This window comes from Streptomyces sp. NPDC002130 (genome assembly GCF_040296465.1).
Classification (GTDB): Bacteria; Actinomycetota; Actinomycetes; order Streptomycetales; family Streptomycetaceae; genus Streptomyces.
On the sequence record NZ_JBEOXI010000228.1, the window covers coordinates 1 to 13,114 of the forward strand.

A 13,114-nucleotide genomic window follows, 5' to 3' on the forward strand; every position below is an offset into this window, starting at 1 on the left:
TGGGCGAGTCCCAGGTCGTCCATGTCGCCGCCGAGGGCGAGGCGGTGCCCGACGGGGTGCGGATCGCCGTCGCACCGGCCGAGCCGGGCCCGCCGCCTACGCGCAGTCCGCCAAGGTTGTCGCCTTCGAGGGGCGGATCGTCGTCGTCGGCTTCGCGAGCGGCACGATCCCCAGCCCGGGCCTGAACCACGCCCTGGTGAAGAACTACTCGATCCTCGGCCTGCACTGGGGCCTGTACAACACCAAGAACCCCAAGCTGGTCCAGCACTGCCACGAGCAGCTCACCGAGCTGGCCGCCCGGGGCGCGATCAAGCCGCTGGTGAGCGAACGCGTGCCCCTCGGCGGGGCGGCGGACGCCGTGCAGAAGGTGGCGGACGGTGTGACCACCGGCCGGATCGCGGTCGTCATGGAGGAGGCAGCATGACCGACGCCGAGGAATTGCGCAGCCGCACCCGGGAGTTGCTGGCCTCCCACCCGCCCGCCACCACCGACCGACTGGACTTCCTGCGGGCCCGCTTCGACGCCGGACTCGCCTGGGTGCACTACCCCGAGGGCCTCGGCGGACTCGGCGCGCCCCGCTCCCTGCAGGCCGTCGTGGACGCCGAGCTGACCGCGGCCGGGGCGCCCGACAACGACCCGCGGCGCATCGGCATCGGCCTCGGCATGGCCGCCCCGACGATCCTCCAGTACGGCACCGAGGAGCAGAAGCGGCGCTACCTGAGGCCGCTGTGGACGGGCGAGGAGGTCTGGTGCCAGCTGTTCAGCGAGCCGGGCGCCGGATCCGACCTGGCCGCGCTGGGCACCCGGGCGGTGCGTGAGGACGGGGGCCCCTCCCGCTCGAGCGAGGCCGAGAGCGGGGGAGACTGGGTCGTCAACGGGCAGAAGGTCTGGACATCCAGTGCCCATGTGGCCCGCTGGGCGATCCTCATCGCCCGCACCGACCCGGAGGTGCCCAAGCACCGGGGCATCACCTACCTCGTGTGCGACATGACGGACCCGGGCGTCGAGGTGCGGCCGCTGCGGCAGATCACCGGCGAGGCCGAGTTCAACGAGGTGTTCCTCACCGACGTCCGCATCCCGGACTCGCGCCGCCTCGGTGCGGTCGGCGAGGGCTGGAAGGTCGCGCAGACCACGCTGAACAACGAGCGCGTGGCCATCGGCGGTATGCGGCTGCCCCGCGAGGGCGGCATGATCGGCCCGATCTCGAAGACCTGGCGCGAGCGTCCCGAGCTGCGCACCCACGACCTGCACCAGCGGCTGCTGAAGCTGTGGGTGGAGTCCGAGGTCTCCCGCCTCACAGCGGAGCGGCTGCGCCAGCAGCTCGTCGCGGGCCAGCCCGGCCCCGAGGGCGCCGGCATGAAGCTGGCCTTCGCCCGCCTCAACCAGGAGATCAGCGGCCTGGAGGTGGAACTCCTCGGCGAGGAGGGCCTGCTCTACGACGACTGGACCATGCGGCGCCCCGAGCTGGTCGACTTCACCGGCCGCGACGCCGGCTACCGCTACCTGCGATCCAAGGGCAACAGCATCGAGGGCGGGACCAGCGAGGTCCTGCTGAACATCGTCGCCGAGCGGGTTCTCGGCCTGCCCGCCGAACCGCGCACCGACAAGGACGTCGCCTGGAAGGACCTGGCCCGGTGAAGAACGAGCGCGACCTGTTGTACTCGGAAGAGGAAGAGGCGCTGCGCGCCGCCGTCCGCGACCTGCTCACCGACCACTGCGACGCACCCGGCGTCATCGCCCGCACCGAGTCGGACACCCCACACCACCTGGCCCTGTGGAAGGCACTCACCGACGGCATGGGCCTGGCCGGCCTGCTGGTGCCCGAGGACCTCGACGGCCAGGGCGCCACCCACCGCGAAGCCGCCGTGGTGCTGGAGGAACTGGGACGCGCGGTCGCGCCCGTGCCGTATCTGACGAGCGCGGTCGTCGCCACCGAGGCCCTGCTGGCCTGCGGTACCGACGACCTCCTCCGGGACCTCGCGACCGGGACGACGATCGGCGCCCTCGCGGTCGCGCTCAACGTCGCGCCGGGCGCCGCCTACGAGGTCGTCCGGCACGAGGACGGGTTGCTGCGCGGCGAACTGACCGGCATCGCGGACGCGGCCGTCGCGGACGTGCTGCTCGTGCCGGCCGACGACGGCGGTCTGTACGCGGTCGACGCCACCGCCGCGACCGTCACGCCCCGGGCCTCCCTGGACCTGACCCGGCCGCTGGCGACCGTCGCCCTCGCGGGAGTGCCGGGGCGGCTGCTGGGCGACGCCGAACCCGCCGTACGCCGCGCCCTGCGCGCCGGCGCCGGACTGCTCGCCTCCGAGCAGTTCGGCCTGGCCGAGTGGACGCTGACGGAGACCGTCCGCTACCTGAAGGAGCGCAAGCAGTTCAACCGGCCCGTCGGCGGCTTCCAGGCGATCAAGCACCGGCTGGCCCAGTTGTGGCTGGAGGTCGTCAACACCCGCGCCGCCGCCCGCAGCGCCGCCGACGCCCTGGCGAACGGTGAGGACGTCGACGTGGCCGTCACCGTCGCCCAGGCCTACGCGGCACCCGTGGCCGTGCGAGCCGCCGAGGAGGCCGTGCAACTGCACGGCGGTATCGGCATGACGTGGGAGCACCCCGTGCACCTGTACCTCAAGCGCGCCAAGGCCGACTCGATCGCCTACGGCACGCCGGGCGCCCACCGGGAGGCCCTGGCCGCGCTGGTCGATCTCCAGGCCCCCTGACGTCCCTAGCTTCAACTCCGGGAACTTCCGGGGGAGAACCCGGACAGGCCCGTCCCACCAGGGGCGGGCCTGTCCATGCGCACCGACCCGGTGAAAGTGAACCCGTGGCGGCAGTCCGGCCAACTCCGTGCGTAAGCCTGCTCCTTGAGCTGTGCGGACCCCATACTCGCAGGGTCCCCGTACGGCATCTCCAGGGAGGCAGAGCATGGCCCTCACCACCCGTCGCACGGCCCTCACCACCCTCGGCGCAGCCCTCGCGGGCTCGATCGCCCTGCCCGCCGCCCCCGCACGGGCGGGCGAACGCACGCACCGGCCCCGCCCGTTGTGGCGCGCCCACGCCCACAACGACTACGAGCACCCCCGCCCGCTGTACGACGCCCTCGACCACCGCTTCGGCAGCGTCGAGGCCGACATCCACCTCGTGGGCGACCAACTCCTCGTCGCCCACGACCCGGAGGACCTCGACCCGTCCCGCACCCTTGAGTCCCTCTACCTCGGCCCGCTCGCCGCCCGCGTCCGGGCCCACCACGGCTCGGTGTACCGGGGACACCGCGGTTCGCTGCAACTGCTCATCGACATCAAGACCGAGGGCGCCTCGACATACCGCGCACTCGACCGCCAACTCCGGCGGCACCGGCACCTGTTCACCACGTACGCCCATGGCCGCGTCCACCGCGGTCCGGTCACCGCCGTGGTCTCCGGCGACCGCGCGGCCCGCGCGCCCATGGAGGCCCAGACCGTCCGGCGCGCCTTCTACGACGGCCGCCTCGCCGACCTCGGCAGCCCGGCTCCCGCCTCTTTCATCCCGCTGATCAGCGACAACTGGACGCTGAACTTCACCTGGCAGGGCGTGGGTCCGTTCCCCGACGTCGAGCGGCAGAAGCTGCGGGCTGTCACCGAGGCCGCCCACAAGCGCGGGCAGCGGGTGCGGTTCTGGGCCACCCCGGACCTGGCCGGACCCGCCCGCGACGCGGTGTGGGGCGAACTGCTCGCCGCCGGTGTCGACCACCTCAACACCGACGACCTCGCCGGCCTGGAGGCGTTCCTCGACGCCCGGCGGGCGGCTTAGAGCGACAGAAGGACACCACACGTTCGGCGGACAGGTCAGCCGCCCGGACGAACCCTCCGCTACGCCACACTTGCGGCCGAACGCCGTGAACCGGACATGGCGGCGTGGCGGAGGAGTTGACGATGGCCATTTCCATCTCTGTGGTGCTGCTGCTCTTGATCCTTGCGGTGATCTTCCTGCGCAACGGCGGGCTGAAGGTCTCCCACGCGCTGGTCTGCCTGCTGCTCGGCTTCTATCTCGCAAGCACCAGCATCGCCCCCACCATCCACAGCGGCCTCACGGCGACGGCGGAGATCGTCAGCGGTCTGCGGCCCTGAGCTCACCCCGAGAACACGCCGATGCCGTTAGGGACAAGGCGTTCGGCACCGCCGCTGGGGTGGTTGCGCACGGAGACCGTGCTCGCGCCCGGCTTCCGCGCGACCAGCGTCGACGATCCGCCGCCGTCCAGGCTGAAGGCGTCCTGTGCGCCCAGGTTCCGCATGGTGGCGGCGACTTCGGCGATCGTCAGGCCGCTGCGGTAGGCGGCGGCGCCGTCCAGCGCGAGCAGCAGTACACGGCGCCCGTCGTCGGCGATCCCCACGGCCGTACGGACGGCCGAGGTCGTGTCGTCGAGCCCCGGCAGCGGCTGCCCGTCCGAGAGCACCGGGTAGCCGCCGAGGGCGAGCCGGTACGCGTCGCCGTCCGCCGCCACGAGGCCGTGCTCGACCTCGACCGGTTCACCGGTGGAGAACTTGCGCAGCTGCTGGGCGCCCGACTCCCGGCCGACCAGCACGGTGGTCCCCGCGGCGATCGGGCCGCTGCCCGGAGTGTCGGCGGCCGAGACGACCGTGCCGTCGCGGACCGTCACCTCGTAGGTGTCCGTGCTGCACGGGGCGGCGCGGTCGGTGTCCGTGCCGCAGGTGGCGCGCACCCGCGACACGCTGCCCCACTCGGAGGTGAACGCACCGACCGACCCCACCGGCAGCGCGTACTGATTGAGGCCGCCGAGCGGCAGCCGCGCCCCGGCCGTACGGACCGAACCGGCCAGCGCCAGCCGGTCCAGCCGCGCCCGCCCGTCCGTGCCGACGCCGAAGACGTCCTCCGTGGTCGTGCCGGGCGGCAGCTCCGGCCCGAAACGCTGCCCCTTCGGCACGGCCGCCTTGAGCGTCCGCCCGTCCGCGATCGCCGGACCCACACTCGCGCCGGTCGCCTCCACGCCCGGATGCTGCGTCTCGGTGATGTTGAAGAAGTCGCCGTTGACACCGGCGACCGCGCCCTGGGTGTCCGCCATCGCCGAGACCCGCGCGCGTGCGGCCACGGCCCCCGGGTACAGCAGATCGACCCGTACCCGCGGGTTTCCCAGGTCGACCCTCAGCACATGTGCGTGCGTCACCCCCTTCGCCGCCTCGATGTCGAACTCCTCGTACGTCACACCGGGCGCGACCCGTCCGCCCTTCTGGACGGCGCCGGCCGGAGCCGCCCCCGCCAGTCCCGCACCGACCAGTGCGCCGAACGCCGTGAGAAACGCCAGTACCGCTCTGCCTGCTCCTCGTCGCCTGCGACGACCTGCCACCGTGCCCCCTGATGCCTCGTCAACTGTCGGGACCCTCGGAGGCAGTGCACCAGACGGTGCGGTCCGCCAGGGTGGCTGAGCGCGCACTACGCGGGAACGGCTGAAAAAACGCACCCCTCTGGGTGCTTCAGCTGTCCCCCGTTCCGGTGTCGAACGGCGTGACATGCGCCGGCGTGTGGTCGATCGGCAGCCCGGGCCGCCACAGGGTGAGAGCCTGCGCGCTGCACACGAACAGCTGCTCCGGCAGCCGGTCCAGGGCGAACCACCGCCAGCGACCCACGCTCTCCCCGGGCTGGTCGGACGGCTCGCCCCGCCAGGTGGTGACCCGGGCGGCCACGGTCATACGGACGACACCTCCCGCGTCGTCCAGCAGCGTGCCCAGCAGCCGGAGGTCCTCGGGCCGCGCGGCGAGCCCCGTCTCCTCGCCGAGCTCACGCACGACCGTCTCCTGCAACGACTCCCCGGGCTCCACCGTCCCGCCGGGCAGCTCCCACGTCCCGCGCCGGTGCCGGCCCAGAAGCAGCCCCCGTGGTCCGTACACGATGGCTCCCACGCCGATCGCGGCGTGCGCGGGCGGCGGTCCGGGGACCCGCGGCCGGGAGGACACCCGGACGGGCCGGGTCACCCGGAAGAGCCGGTAGGAGGCGCTGTTGCCGTCCTGCGGGGTGTCGAGGACGTCGATCCCCTCCACGCGCAGCCCGTACTCGGTCAGCAGCGCCGTCCAGAGCTCCGGGGCGAGCACCCACATGTGGACGGTGACCTCACCGCCACCCGCGAGCCGCAGGGTCTCCGGCCGGGTGGCGACCCGGTCCGACGGCCCGTCACCCCGGCTGTTGGTGTGCAGCACCGTGAAGCAGAACCTGCCACCCGGCTTGAGCGCTCCGGCGAGGGCGGGCAGCAGCCGGTGCGGATCGATGTAGGGGACGGCGTTGACGGAGTAGACGACGTCGTACGGCTCGGCCGAGAGCAGATGCTCCACCGCGTCGGCGAGGACCAGCCGCAGCCCGGGCAGTGAGCCGTAGCGGGCACGGGCCCGCTCGTACTGCCCGGTCGAGGAGTCGACCGCGTCCACCAGCGCCCCGTGGGCCCGGACCAGATGCGCGGCGTGCCGGGCCGGACCGCAGCCGAGGTCCAGCACCCGCCGGCCCGTCAGCTCCCCGAGAACCTCGCTCCCGGGTCCACCGCCCGCGAACCCCCAGTCGACCCGGGCCGCCTCGGGCAGCGCCGTGCCCCGCCGCAGATGGTGTGCTCCGTACGCGTCCCACGCCCCGGCGTTGACCGCCTCCGGTTCTCCCACCAAGGCTCAGCCGCCCGCCACGGCGTCACGCGGCAGCACCGTGACCCGGTGGAAGTTGCACCCGGCGAGCCGCGGTCCGTCGTCATCGGCCGGCGGGGTCTGGTGAGCCTTGAGGGCGATGCTCATCAGACTCAGCAGCAGATCGACGTCCGCCTCGCAGTCGAGGTGGACCGTCACCCAGCCCGATCCGGGCAGCAGGTGGATCGCGCTCGAACCGGAGAGGTCGTAATGGAAGCGCTGTATGGCCCGGCGGGTGAGGTGGAGGTCCACGTCCCGTGAGGAGTGGAAGTGGACGATCTCGTCACGGACGGAACGGAGCGCCCTTCCGGTACCGCAACTCGCCGGGCCCGCCTTGAGGTCGGGCCAGGCCTGCAGACGCTCCATGGCGCGCTGGGCCAGAGTCATGGCCCCATCGTCGCCTGCTCATCGGTCCGCAACCAGAGGTTGAGCGATTTGTAACCGGGACGTGAGGTGGATGGCCGGGGCAGTTTCCGGGATTTCGGGCGGACTTGGCGCGTTCGGTGCTCAGGCGGACTCGACGGGGCCGATCCTCAGGCGGACTTGACGAGTCTGAGGTAGCGCTTCCAGTCCCAGTGCCGGCCCGGGTCGCTGTGGTCGCTGCCCGGGACCTCGTGATGGCCGATGATGTGCGCCCGGTTCCTCGGGATGCCGTACCTTCGGCAGATCGCCGCGGTCAGCCGGGCCGAGCGCTCGTACATGACGTCGGTGAAGTATCCCGGCCGGTCCACCCAGCCTTCGTGCTCGATGCCGATGCTGCGGGTGTTGTAGTCCCAGTTGCCCGCATGCCAGGCGATGTCGGACTCGCGCACGCACTGTGCGACCCGCCCGTCGGAGGAACGCACCACGTAGTGCGCGGACACCTTGTTCCCGGGGTTGCGGAAGACGGACAGGGTGCCGGAATAGGTCGTCTGCGCCACGTGAACGATCACGTAGCGCAGCGGATGGGCCCGTGGGCGGTTGGACGGCGTGTAGTTGCTGCGGCTCGCCGGCTGCCACGCCGCTCCGGGGTGATCGACGACCCGGGGCCGGGCGTCGGCCCGGGTGCCGGAGAGCAGGGCCGGGGGGAGGGCGGTGAGGGCGGCGCCCGCCAGGATGCCTCGCCTGCTGGGGAAAAGGGTGGTCTGCGGCATGGGTGTGTGCCTTCCGGGCTCGACAGGAGGGTGTCTCTTGCTCAACTGCGCGGAGCTGCGGCCCTTGCGGTCGCGGCCCGCGTGATCAAGTTACGGCGCCCGGCGGGCGGCCCGGAGGGAGCGGCATGATGCGGTGGACGGGCCCCCTGTTGTGGACAACTCCCTCACCCGGTCGGGTGGTCAGGGCAGGAGGAGTACTGCCTGTGACCGGCGGCGACGCGCCGTTTCAGCCCTGTCCGGCGAACGCCGCCGGGTCGTCCAGCACCGCCCGGACCACCGAATGGGCGGCCCCCAGCAGCGGCCCCTGAGGGCCCAGCCGCGACACGGAGACGGGGCAGGCGGGACCTGCTGTCCGGCGCGCGAGTTCGTCCTGGAGCGAGGGCAGCAACCAGGGCGCGAGCCCGGACAGTTCGCCGCCCAGGACCACGCTCTGCGGGTCGAGCAGGTTGACCGCCCCGGTCAGGGCCACGCCCAGCGCCGTACCGGCGTCGCGCAGGGCACGGCGTACATCCTCGTCGCCCTGCGCGGCGCGCCCCGCGAGCAGCCCGACCCGGTCCTCGTCGGGTTCCAGACCGGCCGCACGCAGCACGGCCTCCTCACCGGCGTACTGCTCCAGGCAGCCCCGCCCGCCGCAGGCGCACTCCGGCCCGTCCGGCCGGACCGGCACGTGCCCCAACTCGCCCGCGAAGCCGCGTGTTCCGCGCAGCAGCCCGCCGTCCACCACGACCGCCGCGCCGATCCCGATCTCCGCCGAGACGTGCAGGAAGTCGCGAGGAGTGTCGTCCCCCAGCCAGAGCTCGGCGAGGGCACCGAAGTTGGCCTCGTTGTCCACGGTCAGCGGGGTGTCCGCGGGCAGCAGCGGGCCGAGGTCCGTGTCGTGCCAGCCGAGGTTCGGGGCGCGCACGACCGTCCGGGCGTCGCGTGCCACCAGACCCGGCACGGCCACGGCGAGTCCGGCCGGATACAGGCCCTCGCCCTCCACCTCGGCGACGACCTGCCGGATCAGGTCGGTGAGCTCCGCGAGCACGGGCCGAGGGGAGCGGCCGCGGTTCGCTCCCTGCCGTATCGCCCGGGAGCGGGTCGTGCCGCGCAGGTCGACCGCGCAGACCGCGAGATGGTCGACGCCCACCTCCGCGCCGATGCCGGCCGGACCGCGTCCGCTGACGGCGAGCGCGGAACCGGGCCGTCCCACCCGGCCGGGCCGCTCGGGCCCCAGCTCTTCGAGGAGCCCCGAGCGGATGAGCTCGTCGACGAGCGTCGAGACCGCCGCCCGGGTCAGGCCGATCCGCGAGGCGACGGCGGCCCGGGACAGCGGCCCCTCGGCGCGGACCGTGTGCAGGACTCGGGCGAGGTTGCGGCGGCGCATGCCCTGCTGGGTGTCGGGCAGCGCGCGTCCCGGTCCGGCGGGACGGGCCTCGTGCAGCGGTGCGGTCATGCCTGACGCCAGTCCTCAGTGGGTGTCCGTGGGCCGCTCCAGCAGCGGAGCCGCGTCGGAGAGTACCCCGGCGATCCTCGCCAGCGTCTCCTCGTCCCGCTCGACGGCGTCGAGCACCGGACCGGCCGCCGTGTCCCAGCGGCGCGCGACCGCCGCCGGATCCTCCCCGGTCAGCAGCCCCGCCGCCTGCGCCGCGGCACCGAGCGCGACCAGCTCCCTGGCCTGGGGCACCTGCACGGGACGCCCCGACAGCCGCCGCACGGTCTGCTGCCAGGCGGTGCCCCGGGCGCCGCCGCCGATCAGCAGCAGCGGTTCCGAGGGGTCCGCGTCCTCGTCGAGGACGAGGTCGAGCGCCCCGAGCAGGGAGTGCACGGCACCGTCGTAGGCGGCCTGGAGCAGCTGGCCTGCGGTCGTGTCGTGACGCAGGCCGTGCAGCAGGCCGGAGGCGTTCGGCAGGTTCGGGGTGCGTTCGCCGTCCAGGTAGGGCAGGAGCGTCACGGCCGTGCCGGGCTCCACGGCCTCGCGGTCCAGACCCAGCAGCGCCGCGACACGGTCGACGGCGAGCGTGCAGTTCAGGGTGCAGGCCAGCGGCAGCCAGTCGCCGCGGGCGTCGGCGAAGCCCGCCACCGTGCCGCTCGGATCGGCGGGCCGGTGCCGCGACACGGCGTACACCGTGCCCGAGGTGCCGAGACTCATCACCGGCACGCCCGGCCGCACTCCGAGGCCCAGCGCGGCGGCGGCGTTGTCACCCGTGCCGGGCGCGACCAGGGTGCCCCGGGAGAACGGCAGGTCATGGCCGTCGCGCACCGTACCCGCCACCTCGCCGGGCCGGACCACCCGTGGCAGCAGGTCCGGGTCGAGCCCCACGTGCCCGAGGATTTCCTCGTCGTACGCCTCCGTACCGGAGGCCCACCAGCCCGTCCCGGAGGCATCGCCGCGGTCGGTCGTGCCCTGCCCGGTGAGCCGCTCGGTGAGGTAGTCGTGGGGGAGGCGCACGGCCTTCGTGGCGCGTACCGCCTCCGGCTCGTGCTCGGCCAGCCAGGCCCACTTGGTGACTGTGAAGGAGGCCGCGGGGACGCTTCCGGTGCGTTCGGCCCAGAACTTCGCTCCGCCCAGCTCCTCCGTCAGGCGGCGGGCCTGAGGGGCCGAACGCACGTCGTTCCACAGCAGGGCGGGCCGCACCGGCTCGCCCCGGCCGTCCAGCGTGACGAGGCCGTGCTGCTGCCCGCCCACCGACACCGCGGCGGCCTCGTGCGCCGCCTCCCCGCACTGGCGCAGGGCCTCGCACAGTGCGTCCCACCACTGGCGCGGATCGGTCTCGCGCCCGGCCCCGGAGGAGACCGTGTGGGGCGCCTGGCCGCTCGCGACCACCCGGCCGGTGGACGCGTCGACGACCAGCGCCTTGGTGGACTGGGTGGACGAGTCCACACCGACGACGAGCGGACCCTCGGCTGCTGACATCGGGCTTCTCCCTACTGCGCGCGGCACGTGTCTCCCTTCGGAGGCACCTTGTCTCTTCCCAGAGAGGTGCTCGCATACTAATTTGTAAATCGGCATGACGAAATAGTCCAGCGAGCAAGGAGCCGCGGCATGAGCTTCCAGCCCACCCCCGAGGACAGGTTCACCTTCGGCCTGTGGACCGTCGGCTGGCAGGGACGGGATCCCTTCGGCGACGCCACGCGGCGTGCCCTCGACCCGGTCGAGACGGTGCAGCGCCTGGCCGAGCTGGGCGCCCACGGCGTCACCTTCCACGACGACGACCTGATCCCGTTCGGCTCGAGCGACACCGAGCGCGAGAACCACATCAAGCGCTTCCGGCAGGCGCTGGACGCCACGGGCATGAAGGTCCCGATGGCCACCACCAACCTCTTCACGCACCCCGTCTTCAAGGACGGCGCGTTCACCGCCAACGACCGCGACGTGCGCCGCTACGCCCTGCGCAAGACCATCCGCAACATCGACCTCGCCGTCGAGCTCGGCGCCCAGGTGTACGTGGCCTGGGGCGGCCGTGAGGGTGCCGAGTCCGGTGCCGCCAAGGACGTCCGCGCGGCCCTGGACCGGATGAAGGAGGCCTTCGACCTGCTCGGCGAGTACGTCACCTCGCAGGGCTACGACCTGCGCTTCGCCATCGAGCCCAAGCCGAACGAGCCGCGCGGCGACATCCTGCTGCCGACCGTCGGCCACGCCCTGGCGTTCATCGAGCGCCTGGAGCGTCCGGAGCTGTACGGCGTGAACCCCGAGGTCGGGCACGAGCAGATGGCCGGGCTGAACTTCCCGCACGGCATCGCCCAGGCCCTGTGGGCGGGCAAGCTGTTCCACATCGACCTCAACGGCCAGTCCGGCATCAAGTACGACCAGGACCTGCGCTTCGGCGCCGGCGACCTGCGTGCCGCGTTCTGGCTTGTCGACCTGCTGGAGTCGGCCGGCTACGCCGGCCCGCGCCACTTCGACTTCAAGCCGCCGCGGACCGAGGACCTCGACGGCGTGTGGGCCTCGGCGGCCGGCTGTATGCGCAACTACCTCATCCTCAAGGAGCGCGCCGCCGCTTTCCGTGCCGATCCGCAGGTGCAGGAGGCGCTGCGCGCGGCCCGTCTGGACGAGCTGGCCCAGCCCACCGCCGCGGACGGCCTTCAGGCGCTGCTCGCCGACCGGTCCGCGTTCGAGGCGTTCGACGTGGAGGCGGCCGCCGCGCGCGGCATGGCGTTCGAGCACCTGGACCAGCTGGCGATGGATCACCTGCTGGGGGCGCGTGGCTGAGCCACGCGCGCGTGCGGGCCCGTCGTCCGGTCACTCCGGCCGGCCGACGGGCCCTGTCGTGCCGCGGAATCGTCCGATCCACGCCATGAGTCCGTATCAGCTTCCGTATGCCCCTCCCGGCGTGAGCGGTGCGCGGCGACGCTGTCGGTATGGCCCTGCCGCCCGTACCGCCCCACCCGCCCGGACCTCCCCGGCGCCGGAATCCGCTGTTCATCCTGCTCGCCGTGCTCGTGGCCGTGGCAGCCGTGTCCGTCGTGGTGCTCATGGCCTCGGGCCGGGGGGACTCGTCGGACAAGGAGCCGTCCGACGAGAACGCGACCCGCACACCCGCCCCGTCGTTCGGCATCCCCACGGAGCTGCCCACCAGGCTGCCGAGCGAGCTGCCGACCAGGTTGCCGTCGGGCTTCCCGACCCGACTGCCGAGTGATCTGCCCAGTGATCTGCCGAGCGGCCTCGAATCGCTCGTCCCGTCCCTGGACCCCGGCGAGCCACTGCCCTGACATCTGCCCCCCTGTGCCCCCTCGCCGGTTTTCGACGAGGGGGCCTTGTTCCGGGCCGTACCCCCTACGGGGAGTTTCCTTCTCCCGGCGCGGGTTCCACCGAAGCCGGGGTCGTCACCGACGCCAGGGCCGTCGCCGGATCCTGGGCGGCGCCTCCCGCGGGCTGCCAGCGGCCGCTTTCCCTGCGGTAGGGCCACCAGCGGCCGTCCCGGCCGAGGCGGAGCTGGACCGGTGCCCCGACGACCGTCCACCTGTTGTTCCGTGCCCGCAGTTCCGGCCGTTCGCCGGTGTCCCAGGCCGAGTCCAGGGCGGCACGCGCGCGTGCGAGCGTTTCGCCCTCCACGCGCCACTCCTCGTCGAGGACGGACAGCGCGGCCGTCCCGCCGTGACGCCAGGCGCGCACGGCCGCCGCCAGCCCCTCCCGGCCGCGTCCCGACCCGTCGGCGAGCCGGTCGGCCAGGTCCCGCCCGGGATCGCCCGCGGCCAGCCGTACCGCGTCCTGCGCCGGCGGCAACTCCGCGGGGAAGCCACCCCGAAGCGCCTCCCTGAGCAGGCTGTGGGCCCGTACGGCCGTCCGAGCGGCCAGGAACTCCAGCGCGACGGGGTCGAGGCCGGAGGCGGGCGGCGTCTCGGTGT

The 13,114-nt window shown here is 73.3% G+C and carries 13 protein-coding genes and 1 pseudogene; 7 read left to right on the forward strand and 7 right to left on the reverse strand.

Annotation, left to right across the window (positions count from 1 at the left end):
• The 5 genes from ABT116_RS32230 to ABT116_RS32250 form a co-directional block, all read left to right on the forward strand.
• Positions 1 to 424 (forward strand): zinc-binding dehydrogenase (locus tag ABT116_RS32230; RefSeq protein ID WP_351641003.1); only part of this gene is annotated, 424 nt, incomplete at its 5' end.
• On the forward strand, positions 421 to 1,638 hold the full coding sequence (locus tag ABT116_RS32235) for an acyl-CoA dehydrogenase family protein (RefSeq protein WP_351641006.1): 1,218 nt from the start codon (positions 421 to 423) through the stop codon (positions 1,636 to 1,638). The genes ABT116_RS32230 and ABT116_RS32235, both read left to right, overlap by 4 nt.
• Positions 1,635 to 2,717: an acyl-CoA dehydrogenase family protein gene (locus ABT116_RS32240; protein WP_351641009.1), complete on the forward strand. Its 1,083-nt coding sequence runs from the start codon at positions 1,635 to 1,637 to the stop codon at positions 2,715 to 2,717. Before ABT116_RS32235 ends, ABT116_RS32240 begins: the two co-directional genes overlap by 4 nt.
• A gap of 205 nt (positions 2,718 to 2,922) precedes the next feature.
• The gene (locus tag ABT116_RS32245) at positions 2,923 to 3,786 is read left to right on the forward strand and encodes a phosphatidylinositol-specific phospholipase C/glycerophosphodiester phosphodiesterase family protein (protein ID WP_351641012.1); all 864 of its coding nucleotides are present in this window, start codon (positions 2,923 to 2,925) and stop codon (positions 3,784 to 3,786) included.
• 122 nt (positions 3,787 to 3,908) lie between these two features.
• The gene (locus tag ABT116_RS32250) at positions 3,909 to 4,103 is read left to right on the forward strand and encodes a hypothetical protein (protein WP_351641015.1); all 195 of its coding nucleotides are present in this window, start codon (positions 3,909 to 3,911) and stop codon (positions 4,101 to 4,103) included.
• A gap of 2 nt (positions 4,104 to 4,105) precedes the next feature.
• Here the strand turns inward: ABT116_RS32250 and ABT116_RS32255 are convergent, their stop codons facing one another.
• From ABT116_RS32255 to xylB, 6 genes are all read right to left on the reverse strand, one after another.
• Positions 4,106 to 5,338 (reverse strand): phosphodiester glycosidase family protein, encoded by a 1,233-nt coding sequence (locus ABT116_RS32255; protein ID WP_351641017.1) that lies wholly within the window; start codon positions 5,336 to 5,338, stop codon positions 4,106 to 4,108.
• 127 nt (positions 5,339 to 5,465) lie between these two features.
• Positions 5,466 to 6,638 (reverse strand): bifunctional class I SAM-dependent methyltransferase/NUDIX hydrolase, encoded by a 1,173-nt coding sequence (locus ABT116_RS32260; protein ID WP_351641020.1) that lies wholly within the window; start codon positions 6,636 to 6,638, stop codon positions 5,466 to 5,468.
• Positions 6,639 to 6,641: 3 nt separating this feature from the next.
• Entirely contained in the window at positions 6,642 to 7,040 is a 399-nt protein-coding gene (locus tag ABT116_RS32265; RefSeq protein ID WP_351641023.1) for a luciferase domain-containing protein, read from the reverse strand.
• 146 nt (positions 7,041 to 7,186) lie between these two features.
• The gene (locus ABT116_RS32270; RefSeq protein ID WP_351641026.1) at positions 7,187 to 7,786 is read right to left on the reverse strand and encodes an N-acetylmuramoyl-L-alanine amidase; all 600 of its coding nucleotides are present in this window, start codon (positions 7,784 to 7,786) and stop codon (positions 7,187 to 7,189) included.
• A 226-nt stretch (positions 7,787 to 8,012) separates the two neighbouring features.
• Entirely contained in the window at positions 8,013 to 9,221 is a 1,209-nt protein-coding gene (locus ABT116_RS32275) for an ROK family protein (protein ID WP_351641030.1), read from the reverse strand.
• 15 nt (positions 9,222 to 9,236) lie between these two features.
• The gene (xylB, locus tag ABT116_RS32280) at positions 9,237 to 10,682 is read right to left on the reverse strand and encodes a xylulokinase (protein WP_351641033.1); all 1,446 of its coding nucleotides are present in this window, start codon (positions 10,680 to 10,682) and stop codon (positions 9,237 to 9,239) included.
• A gap of 129 nt (positions 10,683 to 10,811) precedes the next feature.
• On the opposite strand from xylB, the gene xylA reads away from it, so the two are divergent.
• Positions 10,812 to 11,978, forward strand: a complete 1,167-nt coding sequence (xylA, locus tag ABT116_RS32285) for a xylose isomerase (protein ID WP_351641036.1) — start codon at positions 10,812 to 10,814, stop codon at positions 11,976 to 11,978.
• A 149-nt stretch (positions 11,979 to 12,127) separates the two neighbouring features.
• Positions 12,128 to 12,478 carry a hypothetical protein gene (locus tag ABT116_RS32290; protein WP_351641038.1) on the forward strand — a complete coding sequence of 117 codons (351 nt, stop codon included), beginning with the start codon at positions 12,128 to 12,130 and terminating at the stop codon, positions 12,476 to 12,478.
• 64 nt (positions 12,479 to 12,542) lie between these two features.
• On the opposite strand, the pseudogene ABT116_RS32295 reads toward ABT116_RS32290, so the two are convergent.
• A pseudogene (locus ABT116_RS32295) lies at positions 12,543 to 13,114 on the reverse strand (SWF or SNF family helicase); the annotation flags it as partial.